The sequence below is a fragment of the Streptomyces radiopugnans genome (assembly GCF_900110735.1).
Taxonomy (GTDB): Bacteria; Actinomycetota; Actinomycetes; order Streptomycetales; family Streptomycetaceae; genus Streptomyces; species Streptomyces radiopugnans.
In genome coordinates this window covers 1-17784 of sequence record NZ_FOET01000016.1, presented here as the reverse complement: position 1 = coordinate 17784, position 17784 = coordinate 1, and the positions used below count along the sequence as shown (strand labels likewise).

Annotated in this window: 16 protein-coding genes and 1 pseudogene; 7 read left to right on the top strand and 10 right to left on the bottom strand. The window is 73.2% G+C overall.

All coding sequences use genetic code 11. The annotated features are described in order from the left end of the window. Positions 1–42: 42 nt before the first annotated feature. From BMY40_RS22825 to miaA, 4 genes are all read right to left on the bottom strand, one after another. A complete protein-coding gene (locus BMY40_RS22825) occupies positions 43–2214 on the bottom strand; it encodes a RelA/SpoT family protein (protein WP_093662645.1) in 2172 nt (723 codons plus the stop codon). Positions 2215–2313: 99 nt separating this feature from the next. Further along, positions 2314–3213, bottom strand: a complete 900-nt coding sequence (dapF, locus tag BMY40_RS22820) for a diaminopimelate epimerase (RefSeq protein ID WP_245770259.1) — start codon at positions 3211–3213, stop codon at positions 2314–2316. A gap of 73 nt (positions 3214–3286) precedes the next feature. Further along, positions 3287–3778 carry a hypothetical protein gene (locus BMY40_RS22815; RefSeq protein WP_093662641.1) on the bottom strand — a complete coding sequence of 164 codons (492 nt, stop codon included), beginning with the start codon at positions 3776–3778 and terminating at the stop codon, positions 3287–3289. 125 nt (positions 3779–3903) lie between these two features. Continuing rightward, positions 3904–4842, bottom strand: a complete 939-nt coding sequence (gene miaA, locus BMY40_RS22810; RefSeq protein WP_093662639.1) for a tRNA (adenosine(37)-N6)-dimethylallyltransferase MiaA — start codon at positions 4840–4842, stop codon at positions 3904–3906. A gap of 293 nt (positions 4843–5135) precedes the next feature. Between miaA and BMY40_RS22805 the strand changes: the two genes are divergently transcribed. Further along, positions 5136–5327 carry a hypothetical protein gene (locus BMY40_RS22805; protein WP_093662637.1) on the top strand — a complete coding sequence of 64 codons (192 nt, stop codon included), beginning with the start codon at positions 5136–5138 and terminating at the stop codon, positions 5325–5327. A gap of 50 nt (positions 5328–5377) precedes the next feature. Here BMY40_RS22805 and BMY40_RS22800 read toward each other — a convergent pair whose 3' ends face one another. Both BMY40_RS22800 and miaB read right to left on the bottom strand, forming a co-directional pair. Next, a complete protein-coding gene (locus tag BMY40_RS22800) occupies positions 5378–6085 on the bottom strand; it encodes a class III extradiol dioxygenase subunit B-like domain-containing protein (RefSeq protein WP_093662635.1) in 708 nt (235 codons plus the stop codon). 163 nt (positions 6086–6248) lie between these two features. After that, complete coding sequence (gene miaB / locus BMY40_RS22795; protein ID WP_093662633.1) at positions 6249–7736, bottom strand: tRNA (N6-isopentenyl adenosine(37)-C2)-methylthiotransferase MiaB; 1488 nt, start codon at positions 7734–7736, stop codon at positions 6249–6251. Between the two features lie 77 nt (positions 7737–7813). Between miaB and BMY40_RS22790 the strand changes: the two genes are divergently transcribed. Beyond that, positions 7814–8812 (top strand): TAXI family TRAP transporter solute-binding subunit, encoded by a 999-nt coding sequence (locus BMY40_RS22790; RefSeq protein WP_093662631.1) that lies wholly within the window; start codon positions 7814–7816, stop codon positions 8810–8812. A gap of 96 nt (positions 8813–8908) precedes the next feature. Here the strand turns inward: BMY40_RS22790 and BMY40_RS22785 are convergent, their stop codons facing one another. Together BMY40_RS22785 and BMY40_RS22780 are read right to left on the bottom strand one after the other, a co-directional pair. Continuing rightward, the gene (locus BMY40_RS22785; RefSeq protein ID WP_093662629.1) at positions 8909–10336 is read right to left on the bottom strand and encodes a sensor histidine kinase; all 1428 of its coding nucleotides are present in this window, start codon (positions 10334–10336) and stop codon (positions 8909–8911) included. A gap of 33 nt (positions 10337–10369) precedes the next feature. Continuing rightward, complete coding sequence (locus BMY40_RS22780; protein ID WP_093662627.1) at positions 10370–11140, bottom strand: response regulator transcription factor; 771 nt, start codon at positions 11138–11140, stop codon at positions 10370–10372. A gap of 281 nt (positions 11141–11421) precedes the next feature. Between BMY40_RS22780 and BMY40_RS22775 the strand changes: the two genes are divergently transcribed. The 5 genes from BMY40_RS22775 (at position 11422) to BMY40_RS22755 (ending at position 16497) form a co-directional block, all read left to right on the top strand. Then, positions 11422–12198, top strand: coding sequence for an amino acid ABC transporter ATP-binding protein (locus tag BMY40_RS22775; protein ID WP_093662625.1), 777 nt, complete (start codon positions 11422–11424; stop codon positions 12196–12198). A gap of 53 nt (positions 12199–12251) precedes the next feature. Next, entirely contained in the window at positions 12252–13085 is an 834-nt protein-coding gene (locus BMY40_RS22770) for a glutamate ABC transporter substrate-binding protein (protein WP_177214103.1), read from the top strand. A gap of 100 nt (positions 13086–13185) precedes the next feature. Continuing rightward, positions 13186–13860: an amino acid ABC transporter permease gene (locus BMY40_RS22765; protein WP_093662621.1), complete on the top strand. Its 675-nt coding sequence runs from the start codon at positions 13186–13188 to the stop codon at positions 13858–13860. Next, complete coding sequence (locus BMY40_RS22760) at positions 13857–14762, top strand: amino acid ABC transporter permease (protein ID WP_093662619.1); 906 nt, start codon at positions 13857–13859, stop codon at positions 14760–14762. Before BMY40_RS22765 ends, BMY40_RS22760 begins: the two co-directional genes overlap by 4 nt. A gap of 172 nt (positions 14763–14934) precedes the next feature. Beyond that, positions 14935–16497: an FAD-dependent monooxygenase gene (locus BMY40_RS22755; RefSeq protein WP_093662617.1), complete on the top strand. Its 1563-nt coding sequence runs from the start codon at positions 14935–14937 to the stop codon at positions 16495–16497. A 24-nt stretch (positions 16498–16521) separates the two neighbouring features. Here BMY40_RS22755 and recX read toward each other — a convergent pair. Next, positions 16522–17056, bottom strand: a pseudogene (gene recX, locus BMY40_RS22750) (recombination regulator RecX); the annotation flags it as partial. Further along, positions 17056–17784: recombinase RecA (gene recA / locus BMY40_RS22745; protein ID WP_093662613.1), on the bottom strand; the 729-nt coding region annotated here is incomplete at its 5' end. The pseudogene recX and the gene recA, both read right to left, overlap by 1 nt.

Below are 17784 nucleotides of genomic sequence, written 5' to 3'. Positions count from 1 at the left end.
CCCCGGAACGGACCCCTCGGGACGGCTCCCGGAACGGGCCCCTCAGGGCTGGGTCCGGGTGGCCCGGACGACGTCGTAGACGCCGGGCACCTCCCGCATGGCCCGCATCAGCCGGGGCAGCTCGCCGGCGTCCTCCAGCCACAGGGTGTAGGTGTGCCGCACCCGGTGCTCCCTGGGCGGCTCGACCTCGGCGGAGACCACGGCGGCCCCTTCCGCCGCGATGGCCTCGGTCAGATCGGCGAGGAGGTGCGGGCGGCTCAGCGACTCGGCGTGCAGTGTCACGCGGCAGCCGGCGCCGGAGTCCTGCCACCGCACGGTCACGGTCTCGCGGCCGGCGGCGGTCATCCGGGCCACGGTGGGGCAGCCCTTCCGGTGGACGGTCACCGCACCGCCGCGTACCGCGAAGCCGACCACGGCGTCGGGCGGCACGGGCGTGCAGCAGCGGGCCAGCCGCACCAGGGCTCCGGGCAGCCCGACCACGGCCGCGGACCTGTCGCGGGGCTGCACGGCCCGGCCGGGGGCGTCGGGTTCGGCGGCAGAAGCGGCAGCGGCAGCGGCAGGAGGGTGAAGGGACGCCCGGGTCGCGGCCGGCGGTGCCGTGCGGGCCTCCCCGCCCGTGCCTTCCGTCCGCTCGCCCTCCGCCGGCCCGCCGTCCTCCGCGCAGGCGTCGAGCCAGGTGCGGATGGCGATCCGCGCGGTGGGGGTGCGGGCGTGTTCCAGCCACTGGGGGGAGGGGCCGGACGTGCCCTCGGGAGCCATCAGCAGCTGCAGCGAGTCGCCATCGCGCAGCACGGTGCCCAGTGCCGCGAGCCTTCCGTCCACCCGGGCGCCGACCAGGGCGTGCCCGGCCGCGCCGTAGCGGGCGTAGGCGGCGTCCACGCAGGTGGCGCCCGCGGGCAGGTGGAGGGCGGCGGTCCGGCCGGGGCCGCCCGGGTCGGTGCAGAAGACGGTGATCTCGCGGTCCTGGGCGAGGTCGTCGCGCAGCTCGGCCCAGAAGGTGTCCGGGTCGGGTGCGTGGCTCTGCCACTCCAGCAGCCGCTCCAGCCAGCCGGGGCGGGTGGGGTCGGCGCGTCCGTCGTCCGCGGCGGCCGCCTCGCCGACGGGGTCGGCGTGGGGGGCGCCGGAGGTCCGGTGCGGGTCGCCCAGGGCGATCACCCCGGCCTCGGCGACCCGGTGCATCCGGCGGGTGCGGACCAGGACCTCGGCCACCCGCCCTGCGGTGTCGGCGACGGCGGTGTGCAGCGACTGGTACAGGTTGAACTTCGGCACGGCGATGAAGTCCTTGAACTCCGACATCATCGGCGTGAAGCAGGTGTGCAGTTCCCCCAGGACCGCGTAGCAGTCCGCGTTCTCGGCGACCAGGATCAGCAGCCGCCCGAAGTCGCAGGGCCCCAGCTCGCCGCGTTTGGCGCGGGCCCGGTGGACGGAGAGGAAGTGCCGCGGCCGGATGAGGACCTCGGCCGCGATGTCCGCCTCGCGCAGTACGGCCCGCACCGATTCGGCGATCTCGGCCAGCGGGTCGGCGCCGGCGTTGTGGTCGCGGATCAGCTCCCGGGTGCGGGCGTACTCCTCGGGGTGGAGGACGGCGAAGACCAGGTCCTCCAGCTCGGTCTTGAGCGCCTGTACGCCCAGCCGCTCGGCCAGCGGGATCAGCACGTCGCGGGTGACGCGGGCGATGCGCGCCTGCTTCTCGGGCCGCATCACGCCCAGGGTGCGCATGTTGTGCAGCCGGTCGGCGAGCTTGATGGACATCACCCGCACGTCGTTGCCGGTGGCCACCAGCATCTTGCGGAAGGTCTCCGGTTCGGCGGCGGCGCCGTAGTCGACCTTCTCCAGTTTGGTGACGCCGTCGACGAGGTAGCCCACCTCCTCGCCGAACTCCGCCCGCACCTGTTCCAGCGTCACATCGGTGTCCTCGACGGTGTCGTGGAGCAGGGAGGCCGTCAGGGTCGTGGTCTCGGCGCCGAGTTCGGCCAGGATCAGGGTGACGGCCAGCGGGTGGGTGATGTAGGGCTCGCCGCTCTTGCGCGTCTGCCCCCGGTGCGAGTACTCCGCCAGGACGTAGGCGCGGCGCAGGATGTCGAGGTCGGCGCCGGGGTGGTGGGCGCGGTGCGCCTTGGCCACGTGCTCGATGGCGTCGGGGAGGGCGTGGCGGGGCGACGGGCCCAGGAGGGCCGCACGACCGAGCTTGCGAAGGCTCCGTACTGCGCTCATGGCACCTCCCACTGCGCCGGGGGGCTTGATCCTACCGAGCCTCCCACACGCCGCGTGCCGCCTCCCGCCCTCAGTGGCCGGGATCACCCGTTCGAACGGTCAGCCCTCGGGGAGCGTGAGCAGGCCGGGGTCGATCGTGCCCTCGGCCACGATCACGGCGGGGCCGGTCATCTCGACACCGCCGTCCGGGTGTTCGGTGATCACCAACCGCCCGCCGGGGACGTCGACGGTGTAGGTGACCGGAGTGCCGTCCGCGGCCGGGTCCGCGCCGTCGCGGCGGGCGGCGGCGACCATGACCGCGCAGGCGCCCGTACCGCAGGAGCGGGTCTCGCCGGAACCGCGCTCGTACACCCGCAGGGCCACGTGGCGCGGCCCCCGGCCGACGGCGAACTCGACGTTGACGCCCTCGGGGTAGGCAGCGGCCGGAGCCACGGCCGGGGCGGTGTACAGGTCGCCGGCGTGGGCGAGGTCGTCGACGAAGGCGACGGCGTGCGGGTTGCCCATGTCGACGTTGAGCGCGGGCCAGCTGCGCTCCCCCACCGTGACGGTGACGTCCGTCTCCGTGCCGCCGGGCAGCTTGGCGGCACCCATGTGGACGGTGACGCCGCCGTCCCCGGCGAGGCGCACCCGGCGCACACCGGCCCGGGTGGCGACGGCGAGGCCGTCGGCCCCGGCCAGCCCGGCGCGCTGGAGGTAGCGCGCGAAGACCCGTACGCCGTTGCCGCACATCTCCGCGACGCTGCCGTCGGCGTTGCGGTAGTCCATGAACCACTCGGCCTCGCCGGCCATCGAGCGCGCCTCGGGGTGGGCGGCGGAGCGCACCACCCGCAGCAGGCCGTCCCCGCCGATCCCGGCGCGCCGGTCGCACAGCCGGGCCACGGTCCCGGCGGGCAGGTCCAGCACCCCGTCCGGGTCGGGGATGATCACGAAGTCGTTCTCGGTGCCGTGCCCCTTGAGGAACGGCACGGGCGTGCCTGCGGTCCCTGCTGCGCTGTTCACGGTGCCCATCGTACGGGGGCGGGCCCGGCCGCCGGACGGGCCGTCGGGCCGGTGGAGCCGGACGGGCGCCGTACTAGCGGAGCCGGGCGACGCGCCAGACGGCCAGCGCCACGAGGGTGGCGGTGACCAGCGCGTACAGGGCGACCAGACGCCAGTCGGGGCGCTCGTCGGAGCCGCGCGGCGGCAGCCCCGGCCAGGTGAGGCCGACGCGGCGGGCGGCCATCATGCCCCAGCCGGCGGCGCAGCAGCTGAGGAGAAGCCCGAGCATGGCGACCACCGCCCCGCCCTCGCCGAGCCCGAAGGCGAGCGGGAAGGCGAACATCAGCGAGCCGGCCGCGCCCAGGCCCACGATCGGGGCGAGCTGCCACAGCCGCAGCTTCCGGGGCGGGCGGAGCTCGCCGTAGGACTCGTCCCCCTCGGCGGACGCCTCCCCCAGCGCCTCGAGGCCGTCCCCGTCCTCCGGTGGGCCCACGCCGTCCAGGCCCCCCGGGCCGTCGACGGCCGCGCCGTCGGCGCGGAGCTGCTCGACGACCGGTTCGTCGCTGTTGCGAGGGCCGGCCTCCATCGCCACGTGCCCTCCCAACTCCCGGCTCTGCGGCTCAATCGACGGTCGATGCTCGCCGATGCTCGATGATGGCACGCCAGGACGGCCGTCCAGCGCCCGCTGGGCGTCCCGATGCCATCACGTGATCAGGCTGTGACCGCTCGTTCGAGGAGGGCCAGAGCCCGGTCGGGGAGTTCGCCGCGGTCGTCCGCCGCGCCGCTGAGCCAGTGGACGCGCGGGTCGCGGCGGAACCAGGAGTCCTGGCGGCGCGCGAAGCGCTTGGTGGCGCGTACGGTCTCGGCGCGCGCCTCGTCCTCGGTGCACTCGCCGGCCAGGGCGGCCAGGATCTGCTGGTAGCCCAGGGCCCGCGAGGCCGTACGGCCCTCCCGCAGTCCGGCGCGCTCCAGCTCGCGCACCTCCTCGACCAGCCCGGCCTCCCACATCCGGTCGACCCGGCGGGCGATCCGCTCGTCGAGTTCGGGGCGCCCGACGTCGACCCCGATCTGGAGGGTGTCGTAGACGGACTCGGGGCCGGGGAGATTGGCGGTGAAGGGGCGGCCGGTGATCTCGATGACCTCCAGGGCGCGGACGATCCGGCGGCCGTTGCCGGGTAGGATCGCGCGGGCCGCCTCGGGATCGACGGCGGCGAGCCGGGCGTGCAGCGCCCCGGAACCGGACTCGGCCAGCTCTTCCTCCAGCCGGGCCCGCACGGCCGGGTCGGTGCCGGGGAACTCCAGTGCGTCGACGGCGCCGCGCACGTAGAGCCCGGATCCGCCCACGAGCACGGGGGTGCGCCCCCGGGCGAGCAGGCGGTCGATCTCGGCACGGGCCAGGCGCTGGTACTCGGCGACGCTGGCGGTGACCGTGACGTCCCAGACGTCCAGGAGGTGGTGCGGGACGCCCTGGCGCTCCTCCCGCGTCAGCTTGGCGGTGCCGATGTCCATGCCCCGGTAGAGCTGCATGGAGTCGGCGTTGATCACCTCGCCGCCGAGGTGCCTGGCGAGGGCGACGCCCAGGTCGGACTTTCCGGCCGCGGTGGGGCCGACCACGGCGATGACACGGGGGGTGGGGGGTGAGCTGCTCACGGCCCAAGTCTCGCAAACACGCGGGGAGGGCTCCGAACGGGCCGTGCGGCCCCCTCGCCCGCGGCCGCCGCCCGTCCCGGTGCGCCGCTCCGCGGGGGCGCGGAATCGCGACCGCGCGGGTAAGGTTTGTGGTGTATATGGGGGCATTCGCATCATTCACGTCATTCCTCGCGATTCGGAGGCGGTCCGGAAGAACGCCCCCCTTCCGCCCCGTCCGCGGAGCCGGAGCGGGTCACGGACTTCCGTCTCGGGGCGGGGGCCGCCGGAGATCGCGAGAGAACGGAGCGACCGTCATGGGCATCATGGACAAGGTCAAGGGCATGGTCGGCCGGCACGGCGGGAAGGGCGGGGAGACATCCGGTGGCGGGACCGGAGGCAGGCACCGGCGCAGCACCGGTACCCGCGACGCGAAGATCCGGGAGGCGCGGGAGCGGATGACCCGTGAGAGGGGCGAGAAGGGAGACACCGCCGGCCCCGCCGCCTGAGCGGCCACCGCCCCGCCGCGGGCCGGGCCCGGACGGAGGCGGGGTGCGGCCTACGACCAGCTCGCCACCAGATAGCCGACACCGTAGGGCGCCTGGTCGTACAGCAGCCGCCCCTGAAGCCCCGCGCCCTCGGCCGCGCCGGCCAGCACCTGCCAGCAGGCCCGGCCGGACGCCTTCAGCTCGTAGGCCAGTTCCTCGTCGAGGGCCAGCAGCCCGGCGGGGTCGGCGGCGCCCAGGGCGCGGGCCGCGTCCGCGTCGAAGGCGGGGGCGCGCTCGTCGAAGTACCCCGGCGCCTTGATCGTCCGGCAGGCGCTGCCGTCGCCCATCGCCAGCAGCGCGACGCGCTCCGCCGAGGCGGCCAGTTCACGCCCGGTCCGCGCACAGCGCTCCCTCGGCAGCGGCTCCCCCACGCCGAGCCCCTCCACGGGCGCCGCGCTCCAGCGCGTGCGCTCCAGCAGCCAGGCTCCGACGGCCAGGGACGGCGGCAGCGGATGCCCGGCGGGCGGGCCCTCGCCCAGCCGGACCTCCAGATCGACGCCGAAGGGGCGGAAGGAGCCGGTGGCGCCCTGCGGATACCTGCCCCGGCCCGCCGGCTCCGCGGCGCCGACGACGACGAGCCGGTCGGGACGCGCGGCGGCCAGGACGGCGACCGCGTCGTAGCAGGCGGCCCGGGCGTCGTCCATCTCGTGCGCGGCGCCCCCCGCCACCTCGGGCACCAGCAGCGGCGGGCAGGGGCATACGGCTGCGGCGACAAGCATGGCGCGCAGCCTACCGCCCCGAGGCCTCCCCGCGGTCGGGCGCACAGAGGGCTCCCACACGCCTGACCAGCGCACACCCGGCGCACACCTGGCTCACACCTGGCTCACGGTCGGCGCGCGTACGCCGGGCCCGCGCCCGGGAGCGCGCCGGAAGGCGGACGCGTCAGCGGGCGGTGCAGCCGCCCGGCGCGGCGGGCAGCGGCTCGGGGACCCCTACGGTCGGCAGCCCGAGCATCACGCCCTGGGGCTTCGCCTCGGGCGCGGCGTTGCGCCGCTCCCAGGCGTCCCCCGCGCGGGTGCGCCGGACCCCCAGCACCGCGCCCTCGGCCAGCAGGTGGTGCGGGGCGGCATAGGTGACCTCGACGGTGGCCATGTCCCCCGGGCGCGGCACGTCCTCGTCGGGGCGGGTGAAGTGGACCAGGCGGTTGTCGGGGGCACGGCCGGACAGCCGCCGCGTGGCGCCGTCCTTGCGGCCCTCGCCCTCGGCGACCATGACCTCCAGCGTCCGCCCGACCTGCTTCTTGTTCTCGGCCCAGGAGATCTCCTCCTGGAGGGCCACCAGGCGCTCGTACCGCGCCTGCACGGCCTCCTTGGGCACCTGCCCGTCCATCTCGGCGGCCGGGGTGCCGGGGCGCTTGGAGTACTGGAAGGTGAACGCCTGCGCGAAGCGGGCCTCGCGGACGACGTGGAGGGTCTGCTCGAAGTCCTCCTCGGTCTCGCCGGGGAAGCCCACGATGATGTCGGTGGAGATCGCGGCGTCTGGGATCGCGGACCGGACCTTCTCGATGATGCCCAGGAAGCGTTCCTGCCGGTAGGAGCGGCGCATCGCCTTCAGCACCCGGTCGGAGCCGGACTGCAGCGGCATGTGCAGCTGCGGCATCACGTTCTCCGTCTCGGCCATGGCGGCGATGACGTCGTCGGTGAAGTCGCGCGGGTGCGGGGAGGTGAAGCGGACCCGCTCCAGCCCCTCGACCTTCCCGCAGGCGCGCAGCAGCTTGGAGAACGCCTCGCGGTCGCCGATGTCGGACCCGTAGGCGTTGACGTTCTGCCCCAGCAGGGTGATCTCGGTGACGCCCTCGGCGACCAGCGCCTCGACCTCGGCCAGGATGTCGCCGGGCCGGCGGTCCTTCTCCTTGCCGCGCAGCGCGGGGACGATGCAGAACGTGCAGGTGTTGTTGCAGCCGACCGAGATGGAGACCCAGGCGGCGTACGCGCTCTCGCGCCGGGTCGGCAGCGTGGAGGGGAACGCCTCCAGCGACTCGGCGATCTCGACCTGCGCCTCCTGCCGGACGCGGGCGCGCTCCAGCAGTACCGGCAGACTGCCGATGTTGTGGGTGCCGAAGACCACGTCGACCCAGGGCGCGCGCCGCACGATGGTGTCGCGGTCCTTCTGCGCCAGACAGCCGCCGACCGCGATCTGCATGCCCGGCCGGGACGCCTTCTTCGGGGCGAGGTGCCCGAGGTTGCCGTACAGCTTGTTGTCGGCGTTCTCCCGCACCGCGCAGGTGTTGAAGACGACCACGTCGGCGTCGTCGGCGTCCCCGGGAGCCCGGACATAGCCCGCGTCCTCCAGCAGGCCCGACAGGCGCTCGGAGTCGTGGACGTTCATCTGGCACCCGTAGGTGCGCACCTGGTAAGTCTTCGCACTCATCTCAGTCGACAGGGTACGTGCTCCCGGGCCCGCCCCGCCCCTCCCTTCCGCACACCGGTCCTGGCAGGATCGAGGACATGGTCTCTCCGCACGTACGGCGCCCGTGGGCACGGCGGCCGCTGGCGGCAGCCGCGGCCGCGGCTGCCGTGCTCGCGCTGCTGCTGTGGTGGCTGCTGCCCGGCGGCGGCCCGGCGCCCGGCGGCCAGGTCGTCTTCACCACCGGCGCCCGGGGCGGGGTCTACGAACGCTACGGGGAGTTGCTGAAGGAGCAGCTGGCCCGCGATCTGCCCGAGGTGGACGTGACCCTCGTGCCCAGCCAGGGCTCGGTGCAGAACATCGAGCGGCTGGTCTCCGGCGAGGCCTCCTTCACCATCGCCGCGGCCGACGCGGTCGCCGCCTACGTCAACTCCGGCGGAAAGGACGCCGACCGGCTGCGGGCCTGCGCGCGGCTGTACGACGACTACATCCAGCTCGTCGTGCCGGCCGACTCGCCGGTGCGCGCCGCCGAGGACCTGGAAGGGCTGCGGGTCGGGCTCGGACAGCGGCGCTCGGGGGTCAACCTGATCGCGGGCCGGCTGCTGAAGGCCGCCGGCCTGGACCCCGACAAGGACGTCCAGCCGGTGCTCCAGGGCATCGACCGGATGCCGGAACTGCTGGTCCGCGGGGAGCTGGACGCCTTCTTCTGGTCGGGCGGGCTGCCGACCGGCGCGATCGAGGAGCTCGCGGAGGCCATCGAGATCCGCCTCGTCCCGCTGGGCGACCTGGTACCGGTTCTGCACGCGCAGGAGCCGCAGACCCGCTCCTACCGGGCGGCCCTGATGCCCTCCGACGCCTATCCGGCCGCCCAGGACGGCAAGGCCGTGGAGACGATCGCGGTGGCGAACCTGCTGGTCACCATGGACGGCACGGACGCCGCGCTGACCGAGGGGATCACCCGCTCGGTGATCAACAGCCGGGACCGCATCGGCCGCGAGGTCCACGCCGCGCAGAGGGTCGACCTGCGCACGGCCATCTACACCCATCCGCTCCCGCTGCACCGGGGCGCCGAACGCTACTACCGCTCCGTGAAGTCCTGACCCGGGCCCGCCCGGGGAGCCCGTCCCGGACGGGCCCGGGACGGACACGGGACGCCCGGGGCGCCACGGCTGCGGCCCGCTCGGAGTCCTGGTGCATCACCCCGCGTCCGGCGCGTTCCGCGGCAGGCCGATCACCACGCGCAGGCCGTGCGGTTCGTTGTGGGCGAAGGAGATCTCCGCCCCGCCCGCGGCGAGCAGCGCGCGGGAGATGGACAGGCCCAGGCCGGAGCCGGAGACGTTCTGGTGGCGGCCGCTGCGCCAGAAGCGGTCCCCGATCCGGTTCAGCTCGTCCTCGGTGAGGCCGGGCCCGTGGTCGGCGACCTCGACGGCCACCCGCCCGCCGCCGGCGGTGACGGTGACGGTGACCGACTCCCCGGCGGGGGTGAACTTCACCGCGTTGTCCACGACCGCGTCCAGCGCGCTGGAGAGCGCGACCGGGTCCGCCCAGCCTGTCACCGCGCCCTGCCCGGCCGCGCGCAGCTCCACCCCCTCGCGGTCGGCGACCGGACGCCAGGCGGCGACGCGTTCGGCGGCGAGCGCAGCGATGTCGGTCAGTCGCAGGTCGGCGGGCGTGTGCTCGGCCAGCGCGAGGTCGAGGAGGTCGTCGAGCACCCGGGCCAGCCGCTTGCCCTCGGCCCGTACCGAGGCGATCTCCTCGTTGTCCTCGGGCAGTTCCAGGGCCAGCAGGTCGATGCGGAGCAGCAGGGCGGCCAGCGGGTTGCGCAGTTGGTGGGAGGCGTCGGCGACGAAGGCGCGCTGCTGCTCCAGGACGGTCTCGACGTGGTCGGCCATCTCGTTGAAGGACCGGGCCAGGCGCTGGAGTTCCGGCGGCCCGCTCAGTGCGGCCACCCGGGAGGTCAGCCGCCCGGTGGCGATGTCGTGGCTGGCCTTGTCCAGTACACGCACCGGTTTGAGGACCCAGCCGGTCAGCCGGACGGCGACGGCGACGGCGACGAGCATGGCCGCCGCCTCCCCGGCGGCCAGCGGCAGCCAGTCGTGCAGGACGCGCGAACGCATCGGCCCGGTGGGGGAGTCGGTGAGGACGACGGCGACGACGTCGCCGTCGCGGACGACCGGTGAGGCGACCGCGATCCGGCCGTCCTGCCAGGGCCACACCTGGGGCGGATCGTGGCTGCGGCGCCCGGCCAGGGCCTCGGCGAAGGCCGCGGCGCCCTCCCCCCGGCGCGGGGGCCGCCAGGTCGCCGGGGCCGCGGCCATCGTGCTGCCGTCGCGGTAGAAGACGCCGGCCCTGATGCCGTACAGGTCGTGGTACCGGCCGAGTTCGTCGCGCAGCGTCGCCAGCCGCTCGTCCTGCTGGCGGGCCTCGGCGGTGGTGGGGCTGCGGGCCGGGGGGCGGGTGGTGACGTACTGGGCCAGGGACGCGAAGCGCGCGGTGTCGTCGATGCGGTCGATGACGACGTGCTGCTGCTCGGCGGCGGCCATGCTCGCGGCGAGCGGGAAGCCGAGGGCGAGCAGGACGCCGGCCATCAGGGCGATGAGGAGGGCGAGGAGGCGTGTGCGCACGGCGGGCGGTCCTCTTTGGTCCCGGCCCCGGCCTCAGCCGGTGGGGGCGACGAGCCGGTAGCCGACTCCGCGCACCGTCTCGATCAGGGCGGGCAGGGCCAGCTTGGAGCGGAGCGAGGCGATGTGCACCTCCAGGGTGCGGCCGGTGCCCTCCCAGTTGGTGCGCCACACCTCGCTGATGATCTGCTCGCGGCGGAAGACGACGCCGGGGCGCTGGGCGAGCAGCGCGAGCAGGTCGAACTCCTTGCGGGTGAGGGGAACCGCCTCGCCGTGCACCGTGACCCGGCGGGTGTCGGTCTCGATGGTCAGCGCCCCCAGGCACAGTTCCCCGACCCCCGCGCCCCGGGCGCTCGCGGTCTCCCCGCCCGCGGCGCGGTCGGCGCCCGGGTCGCCCGGTGCGCCGGCCGGAGCGGTGGCGGCGGTGGGGGCGGTGGGGGCGGTACGGCGGCTGACGGCGTGGATCCGGGCGAGGAGTTCGGCGGTGTCGTACGGCTTGACCACGTAGTCGTCGGCGCCGAGGTTGAGGCCGTGGACACGGGAGCGCACATCGGCCCGCGCCGTGACCATGATCACCGGGGTGCTGGTCAGCCGGCGGATGCGTCCGCACACCTCGAAGCCGTCGATGTCGGGCAGGCCGAGATCGAGCAGCACCACGTCGAAGGGCGGCGCGGCGCCGTCCGGGAGCAGGCGCCGCAGTGCCTCCTCGCCTCCGCGGGCGTGCACCACGTCGAAGCCGTGCCGGGCGAGCACGGCGGACAGCGCCGCGGCCACGCGGTCGTCGTCCTCGACGAGCAGCAGTCTCATGGCCCCTCTTCTCCCCCGGTGCTCCCCCGCGTGTCTCCCCGGCCCCTCCCGGGCGTGGCAGTCATCCACCCCGATCCGGCCCGGCGCGTCAAGACCCGGCGGGCCGCAGCCCGCACGAACCCCTACGTTAAGCAGCCGATACGCCGACCGGTGAACCTTTCAGGCGATAAATCCCTTTGCGGCTGAATCGTTATGCTCAAGTTCAGCTCAGATGGGATGACGCTGCTCAACGGCGGTCACTAAGGTCCCCTCAACCGACGAGGACGGAGCGAATGACGCCGATGAGCAACGTATCGGTGACCAAGGACGCCGCACCGACGGCGGAGAACCTGGTCGTCCTGGACAATGTCAACAAGCACTTCGGTGCCCTGCACGTCCTTCAGGACATCGACCTGACCATTGCGCGGGGCGAAGTCGTCGTCGTCATCGGGCCCTCGGGGTCCGGGAAGTCCACGCTGTGCCGCACCATCAACCGCCTGGAGACGATCGACTCCGGGACGATCCTGATCGACGGCAAGCCCCTGCCCGCCGAGGGCAGGGAACTGGCCCGGCTCCGCGCCGACGTCGGCATGGTCTTCCAGTCGTTCAACCTCTTCGCGCACAAGACGGTGCTGGAGAACGTCATGCTGGGCCAGCTCAAGGTCCGCCGCGCCGAGAAGAGGGCGGCGGAGGAGAAGGCCCGCTCCCTGCTCGACCGGGTGGGCGTGGCCAACCAGGCCGACAAGTACCCCGCCCAGCTCTCCGGTGGCCAGCAGCAGCGCGTGGCCATCGCCCGCGCGCTGGCGATGGACCCGAAGGTGATGCTCTTCGACGAGCCGACCTCCGCACTCGACCCCGAGATGATCAACGAGGTCCTGGAGGTCATGCAGCAGCTCGCGCAGGGCGGCATGACGATGATCGTCGTCACCCATGAGATGGGCTTCGCCCGCTCCGCCGCGAACCGGGTGGTCTTCATGGCCGACGGGCGGATCGTCGAGGAGGCCACTCCCGACCAGTTCTTCAGCAATCCGCGCAGCGACCGCGCCAAGGACTTCCTGTCGAAGATCCTCCACCACTGATCCGGCAACGGCTCAGCGGACCTTTGCACGATACGACTCCAGGGATGTTCACCATGACCCTCCGCAAGTCCGGCCTCGCGGCCGCCACCGCTGTCGTCCTCGCCCTGACCGCCACCGCGTGCGGTGGCGGCGGTGACAGCGGCTCCGACGGCGACAAGATCACCATCGGCATCAAGTTCGACCAGCCGGGCCTGGGCCTGAAGACGCAGGACGGCGAGTACACCGGCTTCGACGTGGACGTGGCCAGGTACGTCGCCAAGGAGCTGGGCTACGACGAGAAGGACATCACCTGGAAGGAGGCTCCCAGCGGCGAGCGGGAGAACATGATCTCCAACGGTGATGTGAAGTTCATCGTCGGCACCTACTCGATCACCGACGAGCGCAAGGAGCGGGTCAGCTTCGCCGGCCCGTACTTCATCGCCCACCAGGACTTCCTGGTCCGTGCCGGCGACGACTCCACCTGGAACCAGGACGAGCTGAACACCAAGGAGCTGAAGCTCTGCTCGGTCACCGGCTCCACCTCCGCGCAGAACGTCAAGAACAAGTTCGCGCCGAAGGCCGACCTGCAGGAGTACGGCGGCTACTCGGAGTGCCTGTCCGGCCTGGAGAACGAGGCCGTCGACGCCCTGACCACCGACGACTCCATCCTGGCCGGCTACGCGGCGCAGAAGGAGCACCAGGGCAAGTTCAAGCTCGCCGGCCTCAGCCTCAGCGACGAGTCCTACGGCATCGGCCTGAAGAAGGGCGACACCGAGCTGCAGAAGCAGATCAACGACGCCCTCACCAAGATGGTCGAGGACGGCTCCTGGGTGAAGGCCGCCGACAAGCACTTCGGTCCGGCCGGCTACGACTACGAGCCCGCCCCGGAGATCACCGAGAAGAGCTGACGACGGCAGGACGGCGCGCCGCCCCCGAACGGGCGGCGCGCCGCGCCTTCCGACGACGTCCGACGAGACGCCATCCGACGAGGCGAGAGCGCGGGAGAACGTGTTCGACTTTCTTGATTCCGGGCAGTACGACGTGCTCGGAGCCTTCTGGGTGACGGTGCAGCTCACCTTCTACTCGGCGATCGGCTCCCTGATCTGGGGGACGGTCCTGGCCGGCATGCGGGTGGGCCCGACGCCGCTGATGCGGGCCTTCGGCACCGTCTACGTCAACGCCGTGCGGAACACCCCGCTGACGGTGATCATCGTGGCCACGTCCCTGGTCCTGTACCAGACACTGGGGATCACACTGGCCGGCGGCGACTCCAAGGGGATCGGCTTCCGGCTGGCGGTGCTCGGCCTGATCGCCTACCACGCCACCTTCGTGTGCGAGGCGCTGCGCTCGGGCATCAACACGGTGCCCGTCGGTCAGTCGGAGGCGGCGCGCGCGCTGGGGCTCGGCTTCTTCCAGGTACTGACCCTCATCGTCCTCCCGCAGGCGTTCCGGTCGGTCGTGGCACCGCTGGCGAACGTGCTGATCGCCCTGACCAAGAACACCACGGTGGCGGCGGCCATCGGCGTGTCGGAGGCCGCGCTGCTGATGAAGGAGATGGTGGAGAACGAGAGCGACGCCATCTTCCTGGTCTTCGCGGTGGTCGCCTTCGGTTTCGTTGTCCTGACCCTCCCGACCGGCATGCTGCTGGGCTGGGTGAGCAAGCGCGTGGCGGTGAAGCGATGAGTGACCTGTCCGTTCTCTACGACGCGCCGGGGCCGCGTGCCAAGGCCCGCAACCTGGTCTACTCGGCGGTCTTCCTCGTCCTCCTCGGGCTCCTCCTGTGGTGGGCCCTGGACGCGATGGCCGACAAGAACCAGCTCGCCGCGGAGAAGTGGAGCCCGTTCGTCAACGACTCCCGGATGTGGACGACGTATCTGATCCCCGGGCTGCTCAACACCCTCAAGGCCGCGGCACTGGCCATCGTCATCGCCCTTCCCCTGGGCGCCCTGCTCGGTATCGGCCGGCTGTCGGAGCACCGATGGGTCAGCCTGCCGGTCGGCACGGTGGTGGAGTTCTTCCGCGCCATTCCGGTGCTGCTGATGATGATCTTCGCCAACCAGGCGTACGCGCAGTTCACCGACATCGACTCCGAGGTGCGCCCGCTGTACGCCGTGGTGACCGGCCTGGTGCTCTACAACGCCTCGGTCATCGCGGAGATCGTGCGGGCGGGCGTCCTGTCGCTGCCCTCGGGCCAGACGGACGCGGCCAAGGCCATCGGCATGCGCAAGAGCCAGATCATGCTCTACGTGCTGCTGCCGCAGGCGGTCACGGCGATGCTGCCGGCGCTGGTCAGTCAGCTCGTGGTGATCGTCAAGGACACCGCCCTGGGTGGTGCGGTGCTCGGCTACGCCGAACTGCTCAACCAGGTCCGGGTGATCACCGCCAACTACGGCGCCAACGTCATCGCGGCCCTCACCGTGGTCGCGCTGATCTTCATCGCGCTGAACTTCCTGCTCACCAGCTTCGCGAGCTGGCTGGAGGGGCGGCTGCGGCGCGGCAAGCGTTCCGCCGGCGCCGTACTGCACGGAGCCGACACGGAGATGGACTTCGACGAACCCCATGTCGAGCCCCACGCGCGGAAGTAGCCGCGCGCCGCGCCCGCCTTCCGCGCCCGTTGCGCGCCCGCTGCCTGTGCCCCCGTCGCTTGACGGGGGCACAGGCAGTAGGTTGCATACGATGTGTGATCGTGCACCGGGCTCCATCGGCTCCACCCCCTCTTCCCTCCCCGGACCGTGAGAACTGCGAGGGCCGCCCGTCGTGGACCCGGTGATCGTCGTCGGCGCGGGACCTGTCGGACTGGCGCTGGCACTGGCTCTGGCTCGTCACGGTGTGCCGTCGGTGGTGCTGGACGGCGGTGACGGCGAGGTGGAGCAGCGCACGGCGCGCACCTGCGTCCTGCGGCCGGACACGGCGGCGTACGCGGCGACCCTGGGCGGCGCCCGGTGGGCGGCGTGGCGCACCGAGCGGCGGCGGCAGCCGGTGCGGCGGGTCGAACTGGACGCCCTGACCTCGCCGTTGCACATACAGCAGTACGCGCTGGAGCGGGGCATGCGGGCCGCGCTGGAGCGGGAGCCGCTGGCCGAGATCGTCACCGGGGCCCGCCTGGACGAGCTGCGGCAGGACGAGCGGGGGGTCTCGGCGCACACCCGCGGCGCTCCCGGCTCCGCCGGCGCCTGGTGGCGGGGCAGTTATCTGGTGGGCTGCGACGGCGCCCGTTCCACGGTGCGCAAGCTCCTGGGGATCCGCTTTCCCGGGCGCACCTCCGTCGAGCGGCACGCGGTGGCGGCCCTGCGCGTGGAACTGCCCTGGGACGGTGAGGCGCTGCTGCACCGCGACGTGCCCGGCGGCGAGAGCGAGGTGGTGGCACGCCCGCTGCCGAACGGCGTGTGGCGGCTGGACTGGCTGCTGCCGCCGCGCGGCGATCTGGTCACTCCGGACGCGCTGCTGGCACGGATACGCGACACCCTGGCCGCATGGTGCGAGGAGGCCCCTCCGTACGAACTGCTGGACACCGGCGTGCACATCGCCCATCAGCGGCTGGCGCGGCACTGGCGCTCGGACCGGGCCTTCCTGGCCGGGGACGCGGCGCACCTGCTGGGGGCGCTGGGCACCCAGCCGGTCGACGAGGGACTGCGGGACGCGGTCAATCTGGCCTGGAAGCTGGCGCTGTGCCTCCACGGCCGGGCACCCGGGGGACTGCTCGACAGCTACGAGGCCGAACGGCGCGGCGCGGTGGGGGCCCGGCTGCGCGCCCTGGACCAGGCTCTGCCACTGGTGCGCGGGGGCGGAGGACTGCGCACCCTGCTGTCCGGCGCCTCACGAGGACATCTGGAACTGCTGACGGACGGGCATCTGGGCCGGGGGCCGCTGGGCGCGTCACCGTGCTACGGACGTTCGCCGCTGGCGCCGGGACAGGACACCGTCCCCGGAGCGCTCACGGTCGGGGCCGAGCCGGGATCACCTGTGCGGGACGTACCGGTGACGGCCCTGGACGGAACGCGAGGGCGTCTGTGGGAGCGGCTGGGCAGTGAGCTGCTGGTGCTGCTGGTCGCGCCAGGCACCCATGTGTGGGACAGCCGCCACTGGCTGTCGGCCGGGCTGATGCCGGAGCTGGCCGCCGTGGTGGAACGGCTGCCGGTGCCCGCGGAGCTGCTGGTGGCCGAGAGCTATCCGGGCGCGGTGGCCCATACCGCCCTGGTGATCCGCCCGGACGGGCATCTGGTGACCGCTCTGCCCGGTGCCCGGACCGGCGAACTGCGCGCCTGCGTCGAGGCGGTACGCGGGGCCCTGGCCAAGGAGGCGGACGCAGCGGGTCCGTGATCTTGCCGGTCGGTGCCGCACGGCTCAGTCCGCGCCGTACAGCGGGTACTCCTCCACGTCCTCCCCCTCCGCTTCCAGTGCCTCCCTCACCACCCGGAGGGCGAGCCCCTCGGGGTAGCCCTTGCGCGCCAGCATCCCGGCGAGCCGACGCAGCCGCCTGTCGCGCTCCAGCCCCTTGGTGGCACGCAGTTTGCGCTCCACCAGGGCTCGGGCGGTCCGCTCCTCCCGCTCCGGATCCAGCTGCTCCACCGCGTGGTCGATCAGTTCGGAGTCCACGCCCTTGTGCCGCAGTTCCCGGGCGAGGGCCCGTCGGGCGAGGCCCCGGCCGTGGTGGCGGGACTCCACCCAGGCGTCGGCGAACGCCGCGTCGTCGATCAGCCCGACGTCCTCCAGCCGGGAGAGCACCGACTCGGCGACGTCCTCGGGAATCTCCCGCTTGCGCAGTGCCTCGGCGAGTTGCCCGCGGGTGCGCGGCGTTCCGGTGAGCAGGCGCAGGCAGATCGCCCGCGCCCGCTCCTCCGGATCCGCCGGTGGCTCCCCCTGACGTCCCGCCACGGCTCAGCTCTTGGCCGCTGCGGTGCTCTTGACCGCCTTGGCGCGCGTCGCCGGTGCGGGCACCGTCTTCGCCGCCGCGGCCGGGGCGGCCTCGGCTCCGGCCGCGTCCGCGCCCGGCTCGCCCTCGGGGGCCTCGGTCTTCGGGCCGATGCCGAGCTTCTCCTTGATCTTCTTCTCGATCTCGTTGGCCAGATCGGGGTTGTCGCGCAGGAAGTTGCGGGCGTTCTCCTTGCCCTGCCCCAGCTGGTCGCCCTCATAGGTGTACCAGGCGCCCGACTTGCGGATGAAGCCGTGCTCCACCCCCATGTCGATCAGCCCGCCCTCCCGGCTGATCCCGATGCCGTAGAGGATGTCGAACTCCGCCTGCTTGAACGGCGGGGCCACCTTGTTCTTGACCACCTTCACCCGGGTGCGGTTGCCCACCGCCTCCGTACCGTCCTTGAGCGTCTCGATCCGGCGGATGTCCAGCCGCACCGAGGCGTAGAACTTCAGCGCCCGGCCACCGGTGGTCGTCTCCGGCGACCCGAACATCACGCCGATCTTCTCGCGGAGCTGGTTGATGAAGATGGTGGTGGTCTTGGACTGGCTGAGCGCACCGGTGATCTTGCGCAGCGCCTGGCTCATCAGCCGCGCCTGCAGACCCACGTGGGAGTCGCCCATCTCGCCCTCGATCTCCGCGCGCGGCACCAGGGCCGCCACCGAGTCGATCACGATCAGGTCCAGCGCGCCGGA